This is a genomic window from Micromonospora fiedleri (genome assembly GCF_016774385.1).
In the GTDB taxonomy this organism is placed as follows: domain Bacteria; phylum Actinomycetota; class Actinomycetes; order Mycobacteriales; family Micromonosporaceae; genus Micromonospora; species Micromonospora gifhornensis.
In genome coordinates this window covers 324,684-347,767 of sequence record NZ_JAETXL010000006.1, presented here as the reverse complement: position 1 = coordinate 347,767, position 23,084 = coordinate 324,684, and the positions used below count along the sequence as shown (strand labels likewise).

Below are 23,084 nucleotides of genomic sequence, written 5' to 3'. Positions count from 1 at the left end.
GGGGTGGGTCCGTTCCTTCGTTGTGTTTCTCGTATGTAACGAAGGCTACGGATGGAGTTTTATGGTGGTCAATATTATTGTTATGCAGGTTTGTTGCATTAATTGTGATCGGCCGGAATTGACCCGACCTGCCCTGGTCGGGACGTGGCTGGTCAACGCATTGCGTCGATCCATTTCGGATCGCCGATTTGCAGTCCGGTTGCGGTTACCTCCTATTCCGGTGTGGTGACCCGCCACGGCGCGACCGCCCACGGCACGCCCGATTCCGACGGCAGTTCGCCATGTTCGGCGGCGCGACGCAACACCGCGTTGACGCCGCGGATGCGCAGCACCCGCTGGGTACCCTCGCCGACCGGGTCGACCAGGTCCCCGCCGAGCAGCGTCGGCTCGGGTGCCGCCTGCACCGCGGTCAACACCGCAGTGAAGGCGGCGGTCCGGGCCAGTGGCGCGATCAGCGGCACCCGACGGTCGGCCCGATGCGCGAGCAGGTTCTCCAGCAGGCCCTGCCGGCCCGGCACCACCCGCGGACCCGCCTCGCCGGACAGCCACAGCCGGTCGGTCGGGTACTCCAGCACCGCCCGGCCCTCGGTGCCGGTGACGATCACCTCGCCGGCGATGAAGTCCTCCCCGGCGAGGGTGACCGCGGCGACGATCGGCGGACCGGCCACCGGTCGCAGCCGCAGCACCGCCGTGTCGTCGACCTCGATCGGCCGGACCCGGTACCGCTCCACCTCGACGGTGGCCGGTTCCACCGGCTGCCCGGTGACCGCCTCGGCGACGGCCAGGCACTGCATGACCGCGTGCGCGAGCGGGTTGGCCAGCGCGCCGTCGAGCACCGGCCGGCCGTCGAGCAGCCGCCGTCCGGCCCACGGGGCGCGGGCGTAGTACGCGTCCGGCCGTTGCCAGGCCGCGACCGTCGCGATGCCGGTGACCGTACCGAGCCGGCCGGTCGTCGCCGCGTCGGTCAGCGCGGTCAGTGCCGCCGAGCCGAGCGCCTGGAACCCGACCTGCGCCACCCGGCCGGTGGTCGCCAGGGCACCGGCCAACTCCTCGTGCTCATTGCTGCTGAGCACCGGTGGCTTCTCCAGCAGCAGGTCGGCGCCGGCGGTCACCGCGTCCCGGGCGATCGGCAGATGGGTGTGCGGCGGGGTGCAGATCACCACCACCTCCGGGGCCACCTCGGCCAGCATCGCCCGATGGTCGGTGAAGATCCGGGTACCCGCCGGCACCGGCGCGGCCGGTTCCTCCTCGATCGGCCTCGGGTCGACCAGGGCGACCAGCCGCAGCCGTCCCGAGTCGTGCAGCGGGCCGATCACCCGCCGGTGCCAGCGACCGTGCCCGTTCGCCCCGATCAGCGCGACCCGTGGTGCGTTAACAGGGGGCCCTTCCTCTACACCAGGCGTTAACAAGGTGCCCTTCCTTTCCCTCATGCGGCGGTGAGGGTGGGGCGGACGCCGTGGCGGGTCAGGTCGGTGAGCCAGGCGGTCACGTCGGCGCGTACCTGCGCGTCGGCGGCCACCTCGGGCGGGACGACCTCGTCGAGGGCGAGCACCGCGTCGACCGCCCCGGCCGGGGTCTGCGGCGCGTCGGCCAGGGCGGCCCGGATACGGTCCGCGAGCGGGTCGTCGAGCGGCAGCGTACGACCGTCGTCGGCGGTGCCCTGGGCGAACCGGATCCAGGCGGCGAGCACCAGCGCCGCCCAGTGCGCCGACCGGCCCCCGGCGCGCAGGTCGGCGATGGTGTGCAGGATCCGCTGCGGCAGCTTCTGCGAGCCGTCCATCGCCACCTGCAGGGTGCGGTGCCGGATCGCCGGGTTGCCGAAGCGGGCCAGCACCTGCTCGCCGTAGTCGACCACGTCGACGCCCTCGGGTGGGGTGAAGCTGGCGGCCACGTCCTCGGCGATGAGCCGGCGCAGCACCGTCGCCAGGTGCGGCAGCGCGAGCGCGTCCGCGATCGTCTCGCAGCCGGCCAAGGCGCCGAGGTACGCGGCGGCCGAGTGCACCCCGTTGAGCGTACGCAGCTTCAACCGCTCCCACGGCCCGGCGTCGGCGCAGAGCACCGCGCCGGCCCGCTCCCACGCCGGCCGTCCGCCGGGGAAGTCGTCCTCGATGACCCACTGGGTGTACGGCTCGGCCGCCACCGCCGCCAGATCCTCCACCCCGAGCGCCCGCCGGGCCGCCGCGAGGGTCTCCGTCGTGCTGGCCGGGACGATCCGGTCCACCATCGTGCCCGGGAACCCGACCTGCGCGCCGACCCAGTCGACGGCTTGTCGCGGCGCCTGCGCGTACGCCAGGGCATGCTGGACCAGGCCGCGTAGCCGGCGGCCGTTGGCGGGCAGGTTGTCGCAGCTGACCAGGGCGATCGGCCCGGCGTCTGCGGCGGCCCGGGCCAGCAGCCCGCGCACCAGCAGACCGGGCACGGTCACCGGCGGGCGGTCGCTGGTCAGGTCGGCCACCAGCGCCGGGTCCGGGCGCAGCGTCCCACCGGCCGGATCGAGTTGGTACGCCTTCTCGGTCACCGTCAGCGTGACCACCCGGATCGCCGGGTCGGCCAGCAGCGCCACCACCGCCTGCGGGTCGGCGGCGGCCAGCCGGACCCCGGCCAGCGCCCCGATCACCCGGGTGTGCCGGTCGGCGGCGGACAGCGTGCTGACGCTGAACAGGTTGTCCTGCGCGGTCAGCACCCGCACCAGGTCGGCGTTGCGCGGCGCCACCCCGACGATGCCCCAGTCACCACCGGCCGACGCCACCGCCTGTTCGGTGTAGACCGCCTGGTGGGCCCGGTGGAACGCGCCGAGCCCCAGGTGCAGTACCCCGGCCGGCACGGTGCCGGGCTCAACCAGCGGACGCGCGTCGGCCGGCAGCCGGCGCAGCGCCCCCAGGTCGAGTCGGGACGCGCCCACGGTCATCGCCACGTCGGGCCGTCCGGGAAGCGGAAGGTGGCGATCGACTCCGGGTGCATGGTGGCGCTGTAACCGGGAGCGGTCGGCAGCAGGTACCGCCCGTCGCGGGTGCGTACCGGGTCGACGAAGTGTTCGTGCAGGTGGTCGACGTACTCGACCATCCGACCGTCCAGGCTGGTGCCGACCCGCAGGTAGTCGAAGATCGCCAGATGCTGGACGTACTCGCAGAGGCCGACGCCGCCCGCGTGCGGGCAGATCGGCACCCCGAACTTGGCGGCCAGCAGGATCTCGGCGAGCACCTCGTTGACCCCGGCGACCCGGCAGGCGTCGATCTGCATCACGCCGATCGCCTCGGCCTGCAACAACTGCTTGAAGATCACCTTGTTGGCGGCCACCTCGCCGGTGGCCACCCGGCACCGCCCGCCGGTCAACTCGGTCACCGCCCGGGCGATGCGAGCATGGCCGAGGATGTCGTCGGCGTGCGTCGGCTCCTCGATCCAGTACGGGTCCACCTCGGCCAGCGCGGTCATGTTGGTGATCGCCTCGTCGACGTCCCACACCTGGTTGGCGTCCATCATCAGCAGCGCGTCCGGGCCGATCTCCGACCGGATGATCCGGGCCCGCCGCAGGTCGTCGGCGGGCGGGCCGCCCACCTTCATCTTCATCGCCCGCCACCCGGCCGCGTACGCCTCCCGCGTCAAGGCTCGCACCTTGTCGTCGGGGTAGCCCAGCCAGCCCACCGAGGTGGTGTACGACGGGAAACCGTCGCGCTCCAGCACGGCCAGCCGATCGGCGAGCCCGTCACGGCCCTTGTCCAGGATGGCGGCGGCCTCGTCCGGGGTCAGCGCGTCGGTGATGTGGCCGAAGTCCACGTTGGCGACCAGTTCGTCGGTGGGCATCTCGGCCAGGTAGCGCCACATCGGCCTGCCGGCCAGCTTGGCGCGCAGGTCCCACACCGCGTTGACGAGCGCCCCGGCGGCCATGTGGATGACCCCCTTCTCCGGGCCCAGCCAGCGCAGCTGCACATCGGCGACGAGGGAGCGCCAGAACGCCACCGGCTCGGCGGTGATCTCCTGCATCGTCCGCCCCCGCACGTGGTGGGCCAGGGCGTCGACCGCCGCGCAGGTGATCTCGTTGCCACGACCGTTGGTGAAGGTGAACCCGGCACCGGTCGGCCCGTCGTCGGTGCTCAGCTCGACGTAGGTGGCCGAGTAGTCACCCCGGTTGATGGCGTCGGAGCCGTCGCCGCTGGCAGCGGTGGGAAACCGCACGTCGTGCACGGTGACGTCGGTGATGGTGGTCATGATTTCTCCCCGAACTTGAAGACCTGCTTCGGCAGCCGGTACGCCAGGTCGACGATGGTCTCGGCGGCCTCGTCCATGGGCAGCCGGTGCTCGGCGACCAGCCGGGCCAGGAAGCCCGCGTCGATGCGGCGGGCCACGTCGTGGCGTACCGGAATGGAGCAGAACGCGCGGGTGTCGTCGACGAACCCGGCGGTGTTGTAGAAGCCGGCCGTCTCGGTGACGGTCTCCCGGAACCGGCGCAGCACCTCGGGGGAGTCCAGGAACCACCAGGGCGCGCCGAGCAGCAGGGCGGCGTACCCGCCGGCCAGGGGCGCGAGTTCCCGGGTGAAGGTGTCCTCGTCGAGGGTGTAGAGCACGACCCGCAGCCGGGGGTCGTTGCCGTAGGCGTCCAGCAGCGGGGCGAGCGCGTGCACGTACTCGGTGACCTGCGGGATGTCGCCGCCGACGTCGCGGCCGTGCCGGGCGTACAGCCAGCGGTTGTGGTTGCGGACCGCGCCCGGGTGCAACTGCATGACCAGGCCGTCGTCCAGCGACATCCGGGCGAACTCCAGCAGCATGTGTGCGGCGAACGCCTCGGTGTCGCCGGGCTCGGCCCGGCCCCGCCGGGCCCGGTCGAACAGCGTCGCCGCGTCCGCGCCGAGGTCGAGGGTGCGGGCGGTGCGGTGACCGTGGTCGGACGAGGTGGCCCCGGCGTCGATGAACGCCGCCCGGCGGGCCCGCAGCGCGGCCAGATAACCGGCGTACGTGCCGGTGTCCTCGCCGGTGATCTCGCCGAGCCGGTCGACGTTCGCCGACCAGTCCTCGAACTCCAGGTCGACCACGTTGTCCGGGCGGAACGTGGTGACCACCCGCCCACCCGGACCGCCCCAGCCGTCGGCGGCCAGCTTCGCGTGCCGACCCAGGTCGTCCAGGGGCGACTCGGTGGTGGCCAGCACCTCGATGTTGAACCGTTCGAACAGCGCCCGGGGCCGGAAGTCCGGCTCGGCGAGCTTGGCGGCGAGGGCGTCGTACACCTCGTCGGCGGTGGCCGGGGACAGTCGGGTGTCGACGCCGAAGACCTCGGTGAAGGTCTGTTCCAGCCACAGCCGTGACGGGGTGCCCCGGAACAGGTGCCAGTGCTCGGCGAAGCGACGCCAGATCCGTCGCCCGTCGGTCTCCACCGGGGTGCCGTCGCGGCTGGGCACACCCAGCTCGGACGGGGGTACACCCTGGCTGAGCAGCATCCGGGTCAGGTAGTGGTCGGGCACGATGAGCAGCTGCGCCGGGTCACCGAACGGCTGGTCCTCGGCCAGCAGCGCCGGGTCGACGTGCCCGTGGGGGGAGATGATGGGCAACCTTGCCACCAGCGCGTACAGCTCCCGGGCCAGTGCGCGTTGGCCCGGGTCGGCGGGGAGGAGCAGGTCTGGTCGGGTCGAGGTGGGCACGGGGTGCGACTCCTGGGGTAGAGGTCAGTCGAGGGTGAGCAGGTCGGCGACGCGTACCGGGGCGCCGGTGTCGAAGGACCGGTTGGCGGCCAACCCGGTGAGCAGGGCCAGTGCGCCGTCCCGGGCGCTGGCCGCCCGGTGCAGCGGGTCGGTCGCCCCGCCGAAGAGGACCTGGGTCATCCGGGCGTCCGCGCCACCGTGCCCGTGGCGGGTGTACCCGTCGACCTCGATGCGTTGGGGTGGGGACCAGAAGGGACGCAGGGTCAGTGTGGCCGAGCCACCTTCGGCGGCGGCCTGGTCGCCGTGCAGCGCGGCGCCCTTGAGCGCGCCGGCCGCGGCCGGGCTGACGTAGTCGCTCTCGGTGACCTCCAGTTCGAGGCGGCCCCGGCTGCCGTTGACCATCACCCGGTAGCCCTCCCAGGGGGCGTACGCGGTGAGGTGGTAGGTCATCGTCGCGCCGGTACTGTAGGTGGCCAGCACAGCCATGTCGTCCTCGATGCTGACTCCGGGGGCGAAGACGTTGCGGTCCCGGTGGTATCCGTCCTCGGCCTCGGCGTCGAGGTACAGCTCGCGGAGCCGGGGGTGCTCGGCCAGGCGCAGCGCGAACGGGTCGTCGTCGGCGGCGGGGCTGGCGTGTGCCCGGTCGTAGTCGCGGGCGTAGCCGTGCCGGCGGCCGTTCTCGCCGTAGAAGAACAGCCGTCCGGCCGCGTACACCTGCACGGGTGTGGCATTCAGCCACCAGTTGACCAGGTCGAAGTGGTGGCTGGCCTTGTGCACCATCAGCCCGCCGGAGCTGGCCTTGTCGCGGTGCCAGCGGCGGAAGTAGTCGGCGCCGTGGCGCACGTCGAGCAGCCACTCGAAGTGCACCGAGCCGATCTCGCCGACCGCGCCCTCGGCGAGCAGCCGGCGCATCTGCTCGTGCAGCGGGTTGTAGCGGTAGTTGAAGGCGACGGTGACCCGCCGGCCGGTGCGGCGTACCGCGTCGAGGATGCGTTGGCAGCGCGGCGCGTCGGTGGTCATCGGCTTCTCGGTGACCACGTCGCAACCGGCCTCCAGGGCGGCGACCACGTACTCGTCGTGGGTGACGTCCACCGAGGTGACCAGGACGACCTCGACCCGCTCCTTGACCAGCATCGCGGTGAAGTCCCCGGCGTGGTACGTGGGCACCCGCGGATGGCCGAGCTCGCTGAGCCAGCGGTTGTGGGCGTCCATCCGGGCCTGGTTGACGTCGGCGAAGGCGACCAGTTCGGCGGTGTCGGCGTGGTCGTGGACCAACGCGCGGACGAACATCTCGGCGCGGGCGCCGGTGCCGACCACGGCGTACCGGGCCCGTCTGCCGGATTGCGGAGACACGAACCGATCCTCCTCGATCTCTCTGCAAACCTTTGCAGCGAAGTAATCATGCTCGATCCCTCGGCGTCAACGGTGCGTCAGTAATCAGCGGCCTTTGTGGTGATTCATGAGTATTGGAGGGCATGGCGAGCGCGGCCGTGAAACCTAGCTGTAATCATCGGCCGTTGACACTGGAGCAACCGTTTGCATTAATTGGCGGCACCCGTGACCGCCGACACATCGACGAAGGGGGCCGCAGTGCCAGTCACGATCCGGGACGTAGCGCGGGCCTCCGGGGTGCACATCTCCACCGTCTCCCGCACGTTCTCCGCACCCCACCTGGTCAACCCGGAGACGCGGGTACGCGTGCTCGCCTGCGCCGAGGACCTGGGCTACCGCCCCAACCGGGCCGCCCGCGCCCTCATCACCGGCCGTACGCACAACATCGGGCTGATCATCGCGGACATCGCGAACCCGTTCTTCCCGCCCCTGATCAAGGCGGCGGAGAGCCAGGCCCGGCACCGCGACTACCACGTCTTCGTGGCCGACACCAATGAGGACGCCGCCGCCGAGGAAGAACTGGTCCACGCCCTGGCGAAGCAGGTCGACGGGGTGCTGCTGTGCAGCCCACGGATGAGCAACAGCCTGATCGAGCAGCTCAGCCGGGAGGTCCCGCTGGTGGTGGTCAACCGCCAGCTGGCCGGTCTGCCGTGCGTGCTGATGGACGTCGGTCAGGGCGCCCGCTCGGCCATCGAACACCTGGCCGGCCTCGGCCACCGGCAGATCGCCCTGCTCGGAGGGCCGCGTGGTTCCTGGACCAGCCGGGAGATCCGCCGCGCGGCCGGTGTGGCGGCCCGGACGGCCGGCGCGGAGCTGACCGTGCTCGGCCCCAACCCACCCACCGAGCACGGTGGACTGGCCCAGGCGGAGCAGGTCCGCCGGGCCGGGGTCAGCGCCGTGCTCGCCTACAACGACCTGATGGCGATCGGCCTCCTGGAGGGGCTCGACGCACTCGGGGTCGCGGTGCCGCAGGAGGTGAGTGTCGTCGGGGTCGACGACATCTCACTGAGCCGCCTCACCCGCCCCAAACTGACGACGGTGGCCACCCCGACCGCGGCCGCCGGCCGGACGGCCGTCGACATGTTGCTGCAACACGACACCGACCTTCCGCGCACCGGGCGGGCCGGCGGTGCCGGGACCACAGTCGGCGTCCGTCGCACCACCGCACAGGTAATGCTCCAGACCGAGTTGGTCATCCGCGACTCCACCGGACCGGGCCCGTATGCCGGCCGGGAGCGTCCCGGTGCCGCTGCCGCAGGCCCGGGCCCGCATCGCCGTGCGGACCCGGGCGGCCCGAAAGTGGCCGCCGGTGACGTCGTCGCCTCCTAACGCCAAGGAGTGAGCGCACATGCACCCCGCAACGCACCCCACCAGCGCGCCCGACGGGCGCACTTACCGTACCCCCCTGCTGCGTCGCCGACTGCTGCGCGGCCTGCTCGCCGCGGTCGTGGCCCTGCCCCTGGTCGGGGCTGCCGCGGCCTGCGGCGGCGACGACGCGTCCGACGGCAAGACCAAGATCTCCATCTTCTGGTGGGGCGGTGACGCCCGCAACCAGCTGACCGCGCAGGCGCTGGAGCTCTACACCAAGAAGAACCCGGACGTCGTCTTCGAGACCACCTGGCAGGCAAACCAGGGCTACTTCGACAAGCTGGCCACCCTCACCGCCGGCGGCAACCCGCCGGACATCTTCCAGATCGACGACAACTACCTCACCGAGTACGCGGCCCGAAACGCCACCCTGGACCTGAAGAAGTACCAGGACTCCGGTGACCTGGACACCACCAAGTTCCCGCCCAGCCTGCTCCAGTACGGCGTGGTCGACGGCAAGCTCGCCGGCCTGGCCGCCGGGGAGAACACCCAGGGCCTGGTCTACAACAAGACCCTGCTGACCAAGAACGGGTTGCCCGAGCCGACCACCGGGATGAGCTGGGAGGAGCACATCGCCTGGGCCGAGCAGGTCAGCAAGAAGACCGGCGTGCCCGGCACCCAGGACCCGAGCGCCGACTACAAGGCGTTCTGGGTGTGGCTGCGCCAGCAGGGCAAGGACCTCTACTCCGGCAGTGACCTGGGCTTCACCGCCGAGGACGTGACCAAGTGGTTCGAGCTGTGGAAGGGGGCCCGGGACGCCGGCGCCACCCCGACCGCCGACGTCATCCACGAGGGCAACGCCACCGACATCACCAAGCAGCTCGTGGTCACCGGCAAGTCGGCCACCTCCTGGGTCTGGGTCAACCAGATGCCGGAGCTGAAGAAGAACACCGCCGACGAACTGGGCGTCATCGCGTACCCCGGTGACCCGAGCGCCCAGTGGGCCCGTGCCTCGATGTACTGGTCGGTCTTCCGGGGCAGCAAGAACGCCGACATCGCGGTCGACGTGATCAACTTCCTGGTCAACGACCAGGAGGCGGTCAAGCTGCTCGGCACCGACCGGGGTCTGCCGTCCAACCTGGACCTGCGCCGGGTGGTCAGCGACGACACCACCGACCCGGCGATGAAGCAGTCCATCGAGGTGGAGACCAAGCTGGCCGAGACCTTCGGCGAGGCGCCGCAGGTGCCGATCAAGGGCCACAGCAAGGTACGCGCCGAGCTGACCAAGGCCGCCGAGAACGCGCAGTACGGCCGGGCCACCCCCGCCGAGGCCGCCGCCCAGTTCATCGCGGCCTGCAAAGCGGCAATCGCCTCCTGACCGCACCGCGTCACCCGGAGAGGAGCAGTTCGTGGCCCTGACCACGGCGCCCGACCCGACCCGCCGCGGCACCGGATCCGTCCGACCCCCCGCCACCCGGCGCGGGACCGGACGGATCCGGCACGGGGAAGGTCTGGCCGGCTACGTCTTCCTGTCGCCCTGGCTCATCGGCCTGATGGGCATCACGGCGATACCCATGCTGTTGTCGCTGTACCTCAGCTTCACCAACTACGACATCCTCACCCCGTGGTCCGAGGTGGAATGGGTCGGGCTGGCCAACTACGAACGGATGTTCACCGCCGACCCATCGTGGTGGCACTCGGTCCGGGTCACGCTGCGCTTCGCGCTGATCGCCGTACCGCTGAAGCTGGCTGCGGCGCTCGGGGTTGCCCTGCTGCTCAACCGCGCCTGGCGTGGGGTCGGGTTGTTCCGTGGTCTGTTCTACCTGCCGTCGCTGCTCGGCGGCAGCGTGGCGCTGGCCATCGTCTGGGTGAACATGTTCAACCGCGATGGCGCGTTCAACTCGTTCCTCGCCCTGTTCGGCATCGAGGGCAAGCCCTGGGTCAACGACCCCGACTGGGCTCTGGAGACCCTGATGGTGCTGGCCATCTGGCAGTTCGGCGCGCCGATGGTGATCTTCCTGGCCGGGCTCAAGCAGGTGCCGACCGAGCTGTACGAGGCCGCCGCGGTGGACGGGGCCGGCAAGTTCCGGCAGTTCGTCAGCGTCACCCTGCCGATGCTCTCCCCGGTGATCTTCTTCAATCTGGTGCTGGAGACCATCAACGGCTTCCAGGGCTTCACCGCCGCCTTCGTGCTCTCCAACGGCACCGGCGGGCCGATCGACTCGACCCTGATGTACACGCTGAACCTGTACATCGCCGGGTTCACCGATCTGGAGATGGGCTACGCCTCGGCGATGGCCTGGGTCTTCCTGATCGCCATCGCGCTCATCACGGCCGTCTTCTTCAGCACCGGCCGGTTCTGGGTGCACTACTCCGACGGGGAGGACCGCTGATGGTGGCGAACACCGTGGCCCCGCCCGTGGCGGCCCGCCCGGAGCGCTCGCGCAGCCGATCCTGGCTGCGGCTGATCATCCTGCTGGCCATCGTGGCGGTCGTGCTCTACCCGCTGATCTGGATGATCGGCACCTCGGTCAAGTCGCAGCAGGAGATCGTCAGCAACATCGGTCTGCTGCCTGAGCACTTCACCCCGGGCAACTACCCCGACGGGTGGAGCAACTTCGACGTCAGCTTCGGCCGGTTCTTCGGCAACAGCGCGATGGTCAGCCTGCTGACCGTCCTCGGCAACGCGGTGAGCTGCCTGCTGGCCGCGTACGCCTTCGCCCGGTTGAAGTTCCGGCTGCGCCGGCTGTGGTTCGCCATCATGATCGGCACCCTGCTGCTGCCGGCGCACGTGCTGATCGTGCCGCAGTACATCCTGTTCCGCACCCTCGGCCTGGTCGGCGGCGACTGGCCGTACCTGCCGCTGCTGATCCCGCAGTTCCTCGCCACCGAGGCGTTCTTCGTCTTCCTGATGGTGCAGTTCATGCGGGGCATCCCGCGCGAACTGGACGAGGCCGCCCGGATCGACGGCGCGGGCGCGTTCGGCATCTTCCGGCACGTCATCCTGCCGTTGAGCCGGCCCGCCCTGGTCACCACGGCGATCTTCTCGTTCATCTGGACCTGGAACGAGTTCTTCCGGCAACTGGTCTTCCTGTCCGAGTTGAGCGACTACACCGTGCCGGTGGCGTTGACCCTGTTCATCGACTCGACAAGCCAGAGCGCCATCGGCCCGATGTTCGCCATGGCGGTGCTCTCCCTGCTGCCGGTCTTCGTGTTCTTCGTCGCCTTCCAACGGATGCTCGTCGAGGGGATCAACACAAGTGGAATCAAGGGCTGAGCAGCCGCCGGGCCGCGACTGGCGGGACACCGTACGCGATGGGGCCGATCTGGCGCTGGTGGGCATCCTGACCGTGCTCGCCTCGGCGCCGGTGCTGACCGCCGGCGCGGCGATCGGCACCGCCAGCGCCGCCGTGCACGACTGGCTGGCCACCGGCAGTTGGCCCACCGCCCGGCAGATCATCTCCCGGTTCGGTCGGGGACTGCTGCCCGGCGTGCCGGCCACCCTGCTCGGGCTGGCCGCCGTCGGGCTGCTCGCCACAAACCTGACGGCCCTGGCCACCGGCCGGGTGCCGGGCGGCGGCGTGGGGTTGGCCGTCACCGTCGTGGTGGCGGCGGCCCTGCTCGGGTACGCCGCCGCGATCGTGGTCGAGGTCGGCCGCACCGGGGGCACCGGGTGGCCCGCGGCGGTCTCCCGGGCCGCCCGCGCCTGCCTCGACCACCCGGCGACCTGCGCCGCGCTGGCCGGCACCAGCCTCGTCGCCGTGCTGCTCGGGGTGCTGGTCACCCCGGTCGCGGTGCCGATCCTCGCCGGGTACGCGCTGGCCGCCGTGCACGCGGTCGCCCGCCGTCGCCCGCTCACCCGGGCGGAGCTGTCATGACCATCGACGATCAGGAATTGCTTGTCGACGGTACGCCGGTGGCCCGGTACGTGCTCGCCCCCGACCTGGACGCCACCCACGGCCCGCGGCCCTACCTGCATCCGGTGCGTACCCTGGCCGGCACCCGGGTCACCGACGCGCTCCCCGCCGACCACGTCTGGCATCTCGGGGCCTCCCTGGCGGTGCAGGACGTCAACGGCACCAACCTCTGGGGTGGGCGCACCTACGTCCGCGACCTCGGCTACACCTGGCGTGCCGACCACGGTCGGATCGTCCACGCCGGATGGAACCACCGCTCGACCGACCGGCTCGACCACCTGCTGCACTGGTGCGACCCGACCGGCGCGGTCCTGCTCACCGAGCGACGCACCCTGGCCGCGGCAGCGGTACCGGAGCAGGCCGACGCAGCGGGCCGGGATCGGGACGGCGCGCCGAGTTCGGCACCCGCGCGAGGCGGGGCCTGGCGACTCGATGTGGACAGCGTGCTCACCGCCCCCGCCGACCGGGACGTCGTGCTGGGCAGCCCGGCCACCAACGGCCGGCCCGGTGGGGCCGGCTACGGCGGGTTCTTCTGGCGGGCGGTGGCCGGCGAGCCACCCGAGGTGTTCACCGCCACCCGTGCCGGCGAGGAGACGGTCAACGGATGTGCCGATCCGTGGCTGGCGATGACCGGCCGGTCACCGGAGGGTGGCGCGTACACCCTGGTCTTCAGCGGTCTCGGTCCGGGCGACCGGTGGTTCGTCCGGACCACCATGTATCCCGGGGTGTGCGTCGCCTTCGCCTTCGCGCGGACCGCGACCATCCCGGCCGGCACCAGCCGCCGCAACCACTACCGGGTGGTGGTGGCCGACGGCACCCTCACCTCCCACACCGCCGCCGCCCTCGCCGACCTGCGGTGAGCTGTGGCAGTCGAGCTGGTCGACACGCCGTCCACCCGCTTGTGCGCTGCCACAGCCCGACAGTGCCCACCAGCTCGACTGCGCATCGTGGTCAGCCGGCGCCGAGGCAGACGAACGCGGCCGCGGTGGCCGAGGCGGTGTGATCGCCGGTGGCCACGAAGGCCCGCTGGGCGGCGGCGAGGGCCTGCGCCGGTTCGGCACCGGCGTGCATCCGCAGGTGCAGGTCCACCATGAGTTCGGTGGTGGGTTCCGCCGGCACCGGCAGCACGGTGGCGATCAGGCATCGGGTGCCCAGCGCCAGCAGGACCGCCGCGAAACCCATGATCTCGTCGCCGGGGCGTACCCCGGACAGGCCTGATTCGCAGGCGGAGAGCACCACGCAGCCGGGCGGTCGGGCGATGCGCTCCCACTCGTAGGCGAACAGCGGCCCATCGGCCAACTCCAGGGTGGAGAACTGGGGGTTGTCGGCGCGGAACGTGCCGTGCGCGGCGATGTGCACCATCGGGGCGCCGTCCAGGGCGGCGGTCAGCGCCTCGGCGGTGGCGTTCGACCCGGTGAGCAGGCGGGCGGTGGGCAGCACCTCGGCGAGCCGCTTGACCTCCACCGCACCGGCGGGCAGTCGTGGGCCGCTGGCCAGTGTCGGCGTACCCGCCCAGGTCTGCTGCTGCGCGGCGGCGAGCCAGGCGGTCGCCGACGGTGCGACCGTCACCGCCCGGCCGGCGCAGGTGGGCAACCCCGCCCAGCCGACCGCGTGCAGCGCGCCGACCGGCACGATCACCAGCGGCCGATCGGCCAGCCGCCGCCGCAGCGGGTCGAACAGTTGCCGGTCCAACGCCGCCGCGGCGTGCGCCGCGCCGGTCCGGGCGGCCGTCGAGTCCCCGGTGACGATCAGCCGACGTAGCCCGAAGCGGTGCCAGCGGGCCAGCCGGGTCGCCTCGGCCGACGGACCGAGATCGTGCAGGCTGGCCCGTCCGTCGGCGACCACCACCGCCCCGAGCCGGTCGCCGTGCACGAACAGTTCGACGAGCACCCGGGGGCCGAGCCGGTCGGCCAGCTCACCCACCCGGGGCGGGGCCGGCGTGGTCGTCGCGCCGGTCACCAGCCGGGTCAGGTCGCGGATCCGATGCTCCAGCCGGGCCTGCCGGCCGCGCAGCACGCGTACCGGCCGGCCGGTCAGCACCGCGTCCTCCAGCAGGCCACTGACCAGCCTGAGTTCGGCAAGCGCCGTGACGAGTTCGGCGTCGTCGGGCGGCAACGCCGGCCGGTTCCGCAGCGCGGTCGCGCGCCACCGCTCCGCCCAGGCCAGCACCCGCGCCGGTGCGCCGGCCCGGACGGCGATGTCCAGTCCCTCGGCCGCCAACTCCTGCCCGTACGCCCCGCTGTTGGCCCGCAGTTCGGTGGCGCCGAGCGAGGTCCGGTGCCGGTCGAGGACGGCCAACCCGCGACGCAGGGCCCGTGCGGCGGCGGCTTCGTCGCCGCGCAGCCGATGCCACAGCGCCTGGGCGTACCAGCCCTGGGCGCGCCGGGGCGCCGTCCCCCGACCCCGCGTGCGGGCGACCGTGCCGAACAACTGTGCGGCGCGGTCGACGCGACCCAGCGCCGACGCCAGCAGACCGGCGTCGATCCGGGTGAGCTGCGCGGGATCCGGCCAGCCGGTCGCGTCGAGTTGATCGGCCGTCCGCACCATCGCGGCGAACAGGGCGGCGGTGCGGGTCCCGCGACGGAACTCGGCACGCAGCTCGACGTGTCGGGCGAAGGCAGCCCAGATGCGGCGACCCTGCCGGCGAAATCGGGTTCGTGCCGCGGCGGCGGCCTCGGTCGCGGTGTCCAGGTCACCGGCGAGCAGCGCGGCGCGTGCCTGGGCCAGCAGCGCCTCGGCGAGGTCGGAGGCCATGCCCCGCCGCCGCAGTTCGTCGACCGCTGCGGCGGCGACCTCGGTCGCCTCGTCGACCAGGGGCACCGACAGCAGCAACTCGAAGCGGTCCAGCAGCAGCGCCGGTCGAGGTACGGCGAGGCGGTGGTACTCCTCGCCGACGGCGGCGAACCGGCGCAGGGCGCCCGCGATGTCACCGCGTCGGCCGGCCGCGATGCCGCCGTTCCAGCGGGCGTCGGCTGCGGCGAGGTCCAGCCCGAGTTCACCGAAGATGCTCGCCGCCCGGGTGAGGTCGTCGACGTCGCCGTTGCCGCCCCGGTGGGCGTTGAGCAGCCCCCGGTTGTTGCGGGCCCGCGCCTCCAGCAGCAGATCGCCTGCACGCTGGGCGATGTCGATGGCCAGCCCGTAGTCGCGGACCGCCTCGTCGTACCGGCCCCGGTAGTGCAGCACCACCCCGCGCTGCATGCGGGCCCGCCCGGCGTCGGCGCCGGTGAGTTCCGGCAGCGCGGCGGTCACCGCGCGCAGGGCCGCCGAGGTGCGGCCGGCGGTGGCCAGGACGTAACCGAGGCTCATCCGGGCCAGCGCGCGGGTCCGGGCCGACTCGGCGGCGCGGACCGCCCGGCGCAGGTGGTGCAGCGCGCCGGTCAGGTCGTTGAGTTCCCGCAGCGCCAGGCCGATGGCCCGCTCCGCAGTGGAGCGTGCGTCGTCGTCGACGTGCCTGGTGGTGAGTACCCGCTGGGCGATCGTGATCGCCTCACGTGGGCGGCGCTGGACGGTGTCGAGCGCCAGCGCAGCGATGCCGGCACCGGCAGCGGTGCTGTCGGGCATGAGAGAAGGTTTCACCAGCTATCGCGTACTGTCAATGCCCGGGAATCGTCTCACGGGTGTGGCCGCATTGCGGTCACCCGGACAGGCCATTGACATATGCCGATTGCTTGGAAGAATTGGCGAGGCCTGCGGAATTCGACTTGCCCGCCACCAGTGACTTGCCGTTTCCTGGGCTATCTGGGAGGACTCTTGCTTCCTGACTATCCCCGAACGGGCAATTCCCATCGGCTGTCCCGACGGCGACTGCTGACCGCCTCCGCGCTGGCCGCGGCCGCCATCCCACTGGGCATCGGGTCGAGGGCGGCCGCATCGCGCGCCGACCAGGACCCCGACGACACCGCATACCAACTCGCCTTCGCCCGGGTGCTGGATGCGGACCGCAATGTGCGGCGACACATCGTCGCCGGACGCGAATTCCTTTACCGTCCTCGGCAACTGCTCGCCGCCGCCGCAGATGCCGGTCGGGTCGCCGCCTGGCTGAGAAGCCGCGGGCATTCGGTCACCATTGGCGATGGATTCGCCGGAGTCACCCTACTGCTGTTCGCCACGGAGACCGACATTCCGGCGATCGTGGGGATGCTGCGCGACCCCCGGCAGTGGTCCGGCCAACCGGTCCCGCGGGTCCAACCGCACCACGTGCTGCTCGGCCTGGGCAACATCATGGGCAACCCGTCCGGGCCGCCCCGGGCGGTCGCCGCGCTGCCGCCACCGGACCCGACCCGGCTCGCCGAGGGCGCGGGGGTGACGGTCGGGGTCTGCGACACCGGCATCTGGCGGTACGCCGGCCAGCAGCATCCGCACTGGCTCGACGGCGCCTACCTGCCCGAGCCCGACGACGAGGACCCGCTCTACACGTACGCCGACGTGCTCGCCCCGCAGGGCGGTCACGGCACCTTCGTCGCCGGGGTGGTGCGTCAGGCCGCGCCCGGTGTACGGGTCGATCCCGAAGCGGCCCTGGACCCGACCGGCATCGGCGACGAGTCGATGGTGGTGGCCGCCCTGAGCCGGCTGTCGCCCGAGGTCAGCGTGGTCAACCTGTCCCTGGGCGGCTACACCCTCGACGACCAGCCCTCGCTGCCACTGGCCAACGCCCTGGCCGCGCTGCCGTCGACGACCGCGGTGGTGGCGGCGGCGGGCAACGCCGGCCTCCGCCGGCCACTGTGGCCGGCCGCGCTGGAGCGGGTGGTGGCGGTGGCGGCGCTCAGCCTGGGCCCGGCGGGACTGGTACCGGCCGACTACAGCGGGTACGGGCCGTGGGTCAACGCCTGCGCCCTCGGTCGGCACGACAGCACCTACGTCGCGGGCATCATGCCGTTGCCCGGACGACCGACCCGCGTGTTCCACCGCTACGCCAGCTGGGCCGGCACGTCGTTCGCCACCGCACACGTCAGCGGTCGCCTGGCCGCCCTGATGACCGCCGGCGGGCTGAGCGCCGACGCGGCCCGGCTGACGCTGCTCGCGCAACCCCGCTGGCACCCCGACTACGGAGTGCTGGTGCCGTGAGCACGAGGGAGCTGGTCGTCGCCGCCGCGGACGGGGACGAGTCGGCCTGGGTCGAGCTGGTACGCCGGTACACCCCGCTGGTGTATTCGGTGATCCGTTCGCACGACCTGACCGGTGCCGACGCGGCCGACGTCAACCAGACCGTCTGGCTGCGGCTGGTGGAGCAACTCGGCCGGCTGCGCGACCCGGAGGCGTTGGCCGCCTGGCTGGCCGTCACCACCCGGCGCGAGTGTTACCGGATGTCGCGGCTCGGTCGGCGTACCCGACCCGTGGACCCGTCCGACGATGCGCTGGAGGCGCACCACGGGACCTGGGCGAACGTCGCGGCGCCGGACGAGGACCTGTTGCGCGCGGAGCGTCGGCAGGCGTTGCGGGAGAGCTTCGCCCAGCTTCCGCCGCGCTGTCAGGAACTGCTCGCGTTGCTGACGGCCGATCCGCCGCTGAGCTACCGGCAGATCGCCGACCGGCTGGGCGTACCGGTCGGCAGCATCGGGCCGACCCAGGCCCGTTGTCTGCGCAGGTTGCGCGACTGTCCGGCCCTCGCGCCGTACCTTGTTCCTGATCGGTCCGCATCGTCGAAGGCGGGTGAACGCGATGGAGCCGTGGCCGCCGGTCGATGACGACCGGTTGACTGTGGAGTTGGGCGCGGCGCTGTGGAACGCCGGGGGAGTGCCCGAGGAATATCTGACCGCGGCGCGGGCGGCATTCGCCTGGCGGACGGTGGACGCCGAGCTGACCCTCGCCGAGCTGACCTTCGACTCGGCGTACGAGCCGGTGGGGCAGACCCGGTCGGGTGCATCCGTACGGACCCTGTCCTTCCGGGGCGGCCCGATCGTGTTGGAGATCGAGGTCAGCGCCGCGGGAGTCGTCGGTCAACTCTGCCCGGCCGAGGGCGGTCGGGTCAGCGCCCGGACCGCCGACGGCACCTACGACGAGACCTCGGTCGACGCCGTGGGCCTGTTCTCCCTCGGCGTCCCGCCGCCCGGTCCGGTGCAGTTGCTCGCCGAGGCCGGCGGGTTCACCGTGGCCACCGACTGGGTCTGCCTGCGCTGACACCGCGGGGTCGCCGGCCGGGTAGGCCGCGCTGACGGGGGTTGCGGCCCGGCCGGGCCGCAACCCCCTCGCACTACCGCTTCACCGCGCTGATCAGGTACTGCACGCCGCCGAGGTCGGTCCGCTTGGCCCCCGAGGCATCCGGGCCGAACTGGGTCACGTTGAACGCGATCTCCCGGTCCGACGCGGCCGTCGCGGTGAACAGCAGCGAGAACTCCACCCGCTCGCCGGGGTTGAGCCGCAGGTTACCGAGACTGGCCCGGGTGGGCTCCACGATCTCCACCTGGGTGCGGCCGACGGCGCGTACGCCCGTGCCGACCGCGCCGCCGGCCCGCCAGCGCTCGAACAGGTCCGGACCGAGGTCGACGACGACCCGGCCGCCGATGCCCTGCAACGGTTGGGTCGCCTCGAAGACCAGGTCGTTGGCGGACGGCACCCGCAGCGAGTTGCCGATGGCGAAGGGCCGGACGGCCGGATTCGTCTGACCGGCGTTGAGCCGTACCGAGTCGACGTTGCGCCACGCGATGTTGTTGTTCTGCCGGGTGTTGGTGCTGATGTCCGGGCCCTCGGGGACCATCGGGTCGGTGTCGGACACCCAGCGCGCGAGCAGGCAGAAGTGACCCGGCCCGGGCACTCCCGTCCACGGGATGGTGACCGTCGTGACGCCCGCGGGGGCGGCGACGGTGGCCGCGCCGATGTGCGTCCAGTGGGCCGGCCAGGTCGCGCCGCCACCGGGCGTCGTCCGGTAGACGTGCAGCGTTCCGAAGCTGGTGCCCGCGCCGTACGGCCCGGGATTGCGCAGCTTGACGAAGATGTAGTTGGTCACTCCGACGATCGGGTTCTGGCTGGTGGCACACTCCACGGGAGTCGGGCAGACCTTGATGTCGGGGCTGGCCCACAGCGGGCCCAGCAAGTGCGGCTGGAGCCCTACGTCGCCGTCGACATCCTTGATGTAGACGTCGGTGCGGGCGGTCGGGGCGGCCCGGTCGGCTGCCGCGAGGGGCGCGGCGACGGCTGCGGTGACCGACAGCAGACCGGCCAGCGCGGCACCCGCGACGACGCCCAGGACCACTCTGCGGACACGTCTTCCTGCACTGCTCATGACAGCGTTTCTCCCATCGACGGGGACTGGCCGACCCGGCGTTTCCGTACCGTGTCGGCGCGGTTACGCCTTTCCGGAGCCGGTGGCGACCCGGAAAATACCGTCGTGGTGTCGTCGTGCTGTCAGATGGCGCGAAGAGCGGCAAACTCCTTCGGAGGGTGACCGGGGTCAGTCCGGTACGGCGCGGCAGGAGGCGCGGACGACCAGCTCGGTGGGAAGCCGGATGTGGATGTCGCGTTCCACCCCCGCGATCAGGTCGACGAGCAGGCGCAACGCCTCGGCGCCCATCCGTTGTATCGGTTGCATGATCGTGGTCAGCGGCGGGTTGACCAGCGCCGACTCCGGCACGTTGTCGAAGCCGATCACGGACAGGTCGTCGGGCACCGACAGGCCCATGTTCCGGGCGACGTCGATCGTGGAGATCGCGGACAGGTCGTTACCGGCGAAGACCGCGGTCGGCCGGTCAGGGAGGGCGAGCAGTTCCGCGGCCGTGCCGGCGGCGCTCTCGATGCGGAACCCGCCGACGCGTACCAGCCGCTCGTCGACCGTCACACCCGCGTCGGCCATGGCCTGCCGGAAGCCCGCCTCACGCAGCCGCGACGACTCCAGGTCGGCGCGTCCGCTGATGTGCCCGATCCGGCGGTGACCGAGCGAGAGCAGGTAGTTGGTCGCCAGCACGGCGCCGGCGAAGTTGTCGGAGTCGACGGTGGGCAGCCCCGAGGGACCGGTGTGCGGGTCGACGGCGACGACGTGGAAGCCCTGTTTGGTCTCCACCACCGTCGGCGTGACGATGACGGCACCGTCGATGAGCGTTCCGGACAGCCGGGCCAGCGAGCGCCGTTCCCAGCCGACGGCCGTACCGGCCACGTCGCCGCTGGAGTAGGCGAGCAACTGGTAGCCGGTGCCGGTGACCCCCGCCGAGGCGCCCTTGAGCAACTCGGTGGAGAAGGGCTCGAACTCGGCCACGAGGATGCCCAGGACGTTGGTGCGGTGACTGCGTAAGCTCTGCGCGCCCAGGCTGGCCTCGTACCCGAGCTGGTGGATGACCTGCTGAACCCGCTCCACGGTCGCCTGCGCCACGCCGTACCTGCCATTAACCACCTTGGATACGGTTGCCACGGAGACGCCGGCCGCGCGGGCCACGTCCGACATGTTGACACGCTGCGGGAACGCCACGCCGACGATGATAGAGGGCGTCCGGGGCTCGATGAGCGGCGTATCGAAAACGTTATCGACACCGATTGACACTCGGTTACACGGCTGTAAAACTCCCCCGCAGGCCGAGCACCGCGACTGACTAGTCGAGGAGATACCGATGGCTATAAAGCGCCGCGTACGAACCGTCCTAGCGCTGTCCATCACCACCGCACTACTTGCCACCGGATGCAGCGGCGGCGAGTCCGAAGAGCCCGCCGAGAGCGAGCTGTACAAGAACCCGGTGACCCTGACCTGGTGGCACAACGCCAGTGAGGACGGTCCCGGCAAGGAGTACTGGCAGAAGGTTGCCAAGGACTTCAACGCGCTCCACCCCACGGTCACCATCGAGATCGAGGGAATCGAGACCAACCAGCTCCAGCGCACCCGGCTGCCCGCCGCGCTGCTGAGCAACGACCCGCCGGACATCTTCCAGGCCTGGGGTGGCGGTGAGATCCGCGAGCAGGTCGAGGCCGGCTACCTCAAGGACATCACCGAGCAGGTGAAGGACGAGGTCGCCAACATCGGCGGCGCCGCCGAGATCTGGGCCGTCGACGGCAAGCAGTACGGGCTGCCGTTCCGGATGGGTATCGAGGGCATCTGGTACAACAAGGACATGTTCGCGCAGGCTGGCATCACGGCCCCGCCGACCACGTTCGACGAGCTCAACGATGCCGTCACCAAGCTCAAGGCGATCAACGTCGTGCCGATCGCGGTCGGCGCCGGTGACAAGTGGCCGGCCGCCCACTGGTGGTACAACTTCGCGCTGCGGGCCTGCTCCGTCGACACCCTGAAGAAGGCCGCCAAGGACCTCGACTTCGAGGACCCGTGCTTCCTCAAGGCCGGCGAGGACCTGAAGGCCTTCATCGACACCAAGCCGTTCCAGAACAACTTCATCGCCACCCCGGGTCAGAACGACCCGACCAGCGCCAACGGCCTGCTCGCCAACGGCAAGGCCGCCATGGAGCTGATGGGCGACTGGAACAAGGGCACCCTGGACAACGTCGCCGAGGACCAGGAGAAGCTGAACAGTTTCATCGGCTGGTTCCCGGTGCCGGCGATCAGCGGCTCGCCCGGTGACCCGAAGGCGGCCCTCGGCGGCGGCGACGGGTTCGCCTGCGCCAAGAACGCCCCGGCGGAGTGCGTTGAGTTCCTCAAGTACATCGTCAGCCCCGAGGTGCAGAAGGGCTACGCCGAGACCGGCCAGGGCCTGCCCGCCGCCAAGGGTGCCGAGGACGGCGTCAAGGACCCGGCGCTGCGCTCCATCCTGGAGGCCACCACGAGCGCGACCTACGTTCAGCTCTGGCTGGACACCGCCTTCGGCAGCACCGTCGGCAACGCGATGAACGACGGAATCGTCGCCATCTTCGCGGGCAACGGGACGCCGCAGCAGGTCGTCGACGCGATGAAGTCGGCCGCTCGCAAGTGAGCTCCGCGAACCAGACCCTGAACCCCGCCGGCGGCGTGTCCGCGCCGCCGGCGGGGCTCCGGCCCGCCGATCGGAAATCCGGCCGGGCCGCCGAGACGCGACGCAAGTGGTACGAGATCATCGGGCTCACCACCCCGGCGATCGTCGTGTACGTGATGTTCGTCCTGGTGCCGATCGGCTTCGCCTTCTACTACAGCCTGTTCCGCTGGCGTGGAGTCGGACCGCCCACCGAGTACATCGGCTTCGACAACTACGTCATGGCCTTCCAGGACCCGATCTTCCTGGACGCGTTGCGCAACAACGCGTTCATCGTGTTCGGATCGCTGCTCATCCAGGGCCCCATCGCACTGGGCGTCGCCCTGCTGCTCAACCGCCACTTCCGCGGCCGTACGCTGTTCCGCCTGCTGGCGTTCGTGCCGTACGTGCTGGCCGAGGTCACCGTCGGCATCATGTGGAAGCTGATCCTGACCGAGAACGGCTCGTTCGACGCGTTGCTGCGCTCGATCGGGCTGGGTGGTCTGGTGCAGGCGTGGCTCGCCGACCTCGACTTCGTCATCTGGACGCTGCTGTTCGTCCTCACCTGGAAGTACGTCGGGTTCGCCATCATCCTGCTGCTGGCCGGGCTCTCCAACGTGCCGCAGGAGTTGAGCGAGGCCGCCCAGATCGACGGGGCGAGCTGGTGGCAGATCCAACGCCACGTCACCCTGCCGCTGCTGGGCCCGACCATCCGGATCTGGATGTTCCTGTCCATGATCGGCTCGTTGCAGGTCTTCGACGTCATCTGGGTGACCTCGGTGCCGGCGGTACGGTCGCTCGGCGCCTCCGCCACCATGGCGACCTACATGGTGGACAACGGCTTCTTCGCCCGGCTCTGGGGCTACGGCAACGCGATCGCGGTGATCCTGTTCGTCATCTCGTTCGTGGCGGCGGTGTTGTTCCAACGCTTCCTGCTCCGCCGCGACATCGAGGGCGCCATCACCAGAAAGGCAAAGTGA

General features: G+C 71.3%; 19 protein-coding genes. 11 read left to right on the top strand and 8 right to left on the bottom strand.

The features are described 5' to 3' along the window. Positions 1-212 precede the first annotated feature (212 nt). Genes JMF97_RS18670 through JMF97_RS18650 form a run of 5 tightly spaced genes read right to left on the bottom strand, consistent with a single transcriptional unit; the run spans position 213 to position 6,983 of the window. Positions 213-1,430: a Gfo/Idh/MocA family protein gene (locus JMF97_RS18670; protein ID WP_238359589.1), complete on the bottom strand. Its 1,218-nt coding sequence runs from the start codon at positions 1,428-1,430 to the stop codon at positions 213-215. Further along, complete coding sequence (locus JMF97_RS18665) at positions 1,427-2,908, bottom strand: mannitol dehydrogenase family protein (protein WP_203222894.1); 1,482 nt, start codon at positions 2,906-2,908, stop codon at positions 1,427-1,429. The genes JMF97_RS18670 and JMF97_RS18665 overlap by 4 nt, the downstream gene beginning before the upstream one ends. After that, complete coding sequence (locus JMF97_RS18660) at positions 2,905-4,206, bottom strand: enolase C-terminal domain-like protein (protein ID WP_203222708.1); 1,302 nt, start codon at positions 4,204-4,206, stop codon at positions 2,905-2,907. Before JMF97_RS18660 ends, JMF97_RS18665 begins: the two co-directional genes overlap by 4 nt. Beyond that, positions 4,203-5,630 (bottom strand): glucuronate isomerase, encoded by a 1,428-nt coding sequence (uxaC, locus tag JMF97_RS18655; RefSeq protein ID WP_203222707.1) that lies wholly within the window; start codon positions 5,628-5,630, stop codon positions 4,203-4,205. The genes JMF97_RS18660 and uxaC overlap by 4 nt, the downstream gene beginning before the upstream one ends. A 24-nt stretch (positions 5,631-5,654) precedes the next feature. After that, positions 5,655-6,983, bottom strand: a complete 1,329-nt coding sequence (locus JMF97_RS18650; RefSeq protein ID WP_203222706.1) for a Gfo/Idh/MocA family protein — start codon at positions 6,981-6,983, stop codon at positions 5,655-5,657. A 237-nt stretch (positions 6,984-7,220) separates the two neighbouring features. On the opposite strand from JMF97_RS18650, the gene JMF97_RS18645 reads away from it, so the two are divergent. The 6 genes from JMF97_RS18645 to JMF97_RS18620 are packed head-to-tail and all read left to right on the top strand — an operon-like array spanning position 7,221 to position 13,107. After that, on the top strand, positions 7,221-8,351 hold the full coding sequence (locus tag JMF97_RS18645; protein WP_203222705.1) for a LacI family DNA-binding transcriptional regulator: 1,131 nt from the start codon (positions 7,221-7,223) through the stop codon (positions 8,349-8,351). A gap of 19 nt (positions 8,352-8,370) precedes the next feature. After that, entirely contained in the window at positions 8,371-9,708 is a 1,338-nt protein-coding gene (locus tag JMF97_RS18640) for an ABC transporter substrate-binding protein (protein WP_203222704.1), read from the top strand. Positions 9,709-9,739: 31 nt separating this feature from the next. Then, on the top strand, positions 9,740-10,723 hold the full coding sequence (locus tag JMF97_RS18635) for a carbohydrate ABC transporter permease (protein ID WP_126710721.1): 984 nt from the start codon (positions 9,740-9,742) through the stop codon (positions 10,721-10,723). Then, positions 10,723-11,607: a carbohydrate ABC transporter permease gene (locus JMF97_RS18630; protein ID WP_203222703.1), complete on the top strand. Its 885-nt coding sequence runs from the start codon at positions 10,723-10,725 to the stop codon at positions 11,605-11,607. The genes JMF97_RS18635 and JMF97_RS18630 overlap by 1 nt, the downstream gene beginning before the upstream one ends. Continuing rightward, complete coding sequence (locus JMF97_RS18625) at positions 11,591-12,208, top strand: hypothetical protein (protein ID WP_126710723.1); 618 nt, start codon at positions 11,591-11,593, stop codon at positions 12,206-12,208. The genes JMF97_RS18630 and JMF97_RS18625 overlap by 17 nt, the downstream gene beginning before the upstream one ends. Next, entirely contained in the window at positions 12,205-13,107 is a 903-nt protein-coding gene (locus JMF97_RS18620; RefSeq protein ID WP_203222702.1) for a DUF6807 domain-containing protein, read from the top strand. Before JMF97_RS18625 ends, JMF97_RS18620 begins: the two co-directional genes overlap by 4 nt. Positions 13,108-13,198: 91 nt before the next feature. On the opposite strand, the gene JMF97_RS18615 is transcribed toward JMF97_RS18620, so the two are convergent. Continuing rightward, complete coding sequence (locus tag JMF97_RS18615) at positions 13,199-15,808, bottom strand: CHAT domain-containing protein (protein ID WP_203222701.1); 2,610 nt, start codon at positions 15,806-15,808, stop codon at positions 13,199-13,201. Positions 15,809-15,997: 189 nt separating this feature from the next. Between JMF97_RS18615 and JMF97_RS18610 the strand changes: the two genes are divergently transcribed. Genes JMF97_RS18610 through JMF97_RS18600 form a run of 3 tightly spaced genes read left to right on the top strand, consistent with a single transcriptional unit; the run spans position 15,998 to position 18,364 of the window. Then, positions 15,998-17,311, top strand: a complete 1,314-nt coding sequence (locus JMF97_RS18610) for a S8/S53 family peptidase (protein ID WP_203222700.1) — start codon at positions 15,998-16,000, stop codon at positions 17,309-17,311. Beyond that, positions 17,308-17,931, top strand: coding sequence for an RNA polymerase sigma factor (locus JMF97_RS18605; RefSeq protein ID WP_013734545.1), 624 nt, complete (start codon positions 17,308-17,310; stop codon positions 17,929-17,931). The genes JMF97_RS18610 and JMF97_RS18605 overlap by 4 nt, the downstream gene beginning before the upstream one ends. Then, positions 17,906-18,364, top strand: coding sequence for a hypothetical protein (locus JMF97_RS18600; protein ID WP_013734544.1), 459 nt, complete (start codon positions 17,906-17,908; stop codon positions 18,362-18,364). Before JMF97_RS18605 ends, JMF97_RS18600 begins: the two co-directional genes overlap by 26 nt. A 73-nt stretch (positions 18,365-18,437) precedes the next feature. Here JMF97_RS18600 and JMF97_RS18595 read toward each other — a convergent pair whose 3' ends face one another. Both JMF97_RS18595 and JMF97_RS18590 read right to left on the bottom strand, forming a co-directional pair. Continuing rightward, positions 18,438-19,466 carry a hypothetical protein gene (locus JMF97_RS18595; RefSeq protein WP_203222699.1) on the bottom strand — a complete coding sequence of 343 codons (1,029 nt, stop codon included), beginning with the start codon at positions 19,464-19,466 and terminating at the stop codon, positions 18,438-18,440. 168 nt (positions 19,467-19,634) lie between these two features. Next, entirely contained in the window at positions 19,635-20,642 is a 1,008-nt protein-coding gene (locus tag JMF97_RS18590; RefSeq protein ID WP_203222698.1) for a LacI family DNA-binding transcriptional regulator, read from the bottom strand. Positions 20,643-20,781: 139 nt separating this feature from the next. On the opposite strand from JMF97_RS18590, the gene JMF97_RS18585 reads away from it, so the two are divergent. Together JMF97_RS18585 and JMF97_RS18580 are read left to right on the top strand one after the other, a co-directional pair. After that, entirely contained in the window at positions 20,782-22,089 is a 1,308-nt protein-coding gene (locus JMF97_RS18585; protein ID WP_203222697.1) for an ABC transporter substrate-binding protein, read from the top strand. After that, positions 22,086-23,084: a carbohydrate ABC transporter permease gene (locus tag JMF97_RS18580; protein ID WP_203222696.1), complete on the top strand. Its 999-nt coding sequence runs from the start codon at positions 22,086-22,088 to the stop codon at positions 23,082-23,084. Before JMF97_RS18585 ends, JMF97_RS18580 begins: the two co-directional genes overlap by 4 nt.

Bases quoted from the DNA above. Each gene is read 5' to 3' on its own strand.
- JMF97_RS18670 (WP_238359589.1), bottom strand. From the start codon at position 1,430: ATGAGGGAAAGGAAGGGCACCTTGTTAACGCCTGGTGTAGAGGAAGGG.
- JMF97_RS18665 (WP_203222894.1), bottom strand. From the start codon at position 2,908: ATGACCGTGGGCGCGTCCCGACTCGACCTGGGGGCGCTGCGCCGGCTG.
- JMF97_RS18660 (WP_203222708.1), bottom strand. From the start codon at position 4,206: ATGACCACCATCACCGACGTCACCGTGCACGACGTGCGGTTTCCCACC.
- JMF97_RS18640 (WP_203222704.1), top strand. From the start codon at position 8,371: ATGCACCCCGCAACGCACCCCACCAGCGCGCCCGACGGGCGCACTTAC.
- JMF97_RS18630 (WP_203222703.1), top strand. From the start codon at position 10,723: ATGGTGGCGAACACCGTGGCCCCGCCCGTGGCGGCCCGCCCGGAGCGC.
- JMF97_RS18620 (WP_203222702.1), top strand. From the start codon at position 12,205: ATGACCATCGACGATCAGGAATTGCTTGTCGACGGTACGCCGGTGGCC.
- JMF97_RS18615 (WP_203222701.1), bottom strand. From the start codon at position 15,808: ATGCCCGACAGCACCGCTGCCGGTGCCGGCATCGCTGCGCTGGCGCTC.
- JMF97_RS18600 (WP_013734544.1), top strand. From the start codon at position 17,906: ATGGAGCCGTGGCCGCCGGTCGATGACGACCGGTTGACTGTGGAGTTG.
- JMF97_RS18595 (WP_203222699.1), bottom strand. From the start codon at position 19,466: ATGAGCAGTGCAGGAAGACGTGTCCGCAGAGTGGTCCTGGGCGTCGTC.
- JMF97_RS18585 (WP_203222697.1), top strand. From the start codon at position 20,782: ATGGCTATAAAGCGCCGCGTACGAACCGTCCTAGCGCTGTCCATCACC.